The 234-nt window shown below is 48.3% G+C and carries 1 rRNA gene; it reads right to left on the reverse strand.

The features are described from left to right. Positions 1–234, reverse strand: a 23S ribosomal RNA gene (locus tag HMPREF3057_RS09835); the annotation flags it as partial.

The following is a 234-nucleotide window of genomic DNA, read 5'->3' on the forward strand; positions in this document are numbered from 1 at the left end:
AGTTCGATTGGAATTTCTCCGCTACCCACAGTTCATCCGCTCACTTTTCAACGTAAGTCGGTTCGGTCCTCCATTCAGTGTTACCTGAACTTCAACCTGACCATGGGTAGATCACCTGGTTTCGGGTCTACGACCAAATACTCAACGCCCTATTCAGACTCGCTTTCGCTACGGCTCCACATTTCCTGCTTAACCTTGCATCAGATCGTAACTCGCCGGTTCATTCTACAAAAG

The sequence above is a fragment of the Streptococcus sp. HMSC072D05 genome (genome assembly GCF_001815805.1).
GTDB lineage: Bacteria > Bacillota > Bacilli > Lactobacillales > Streptococcaceae > Streptococcus.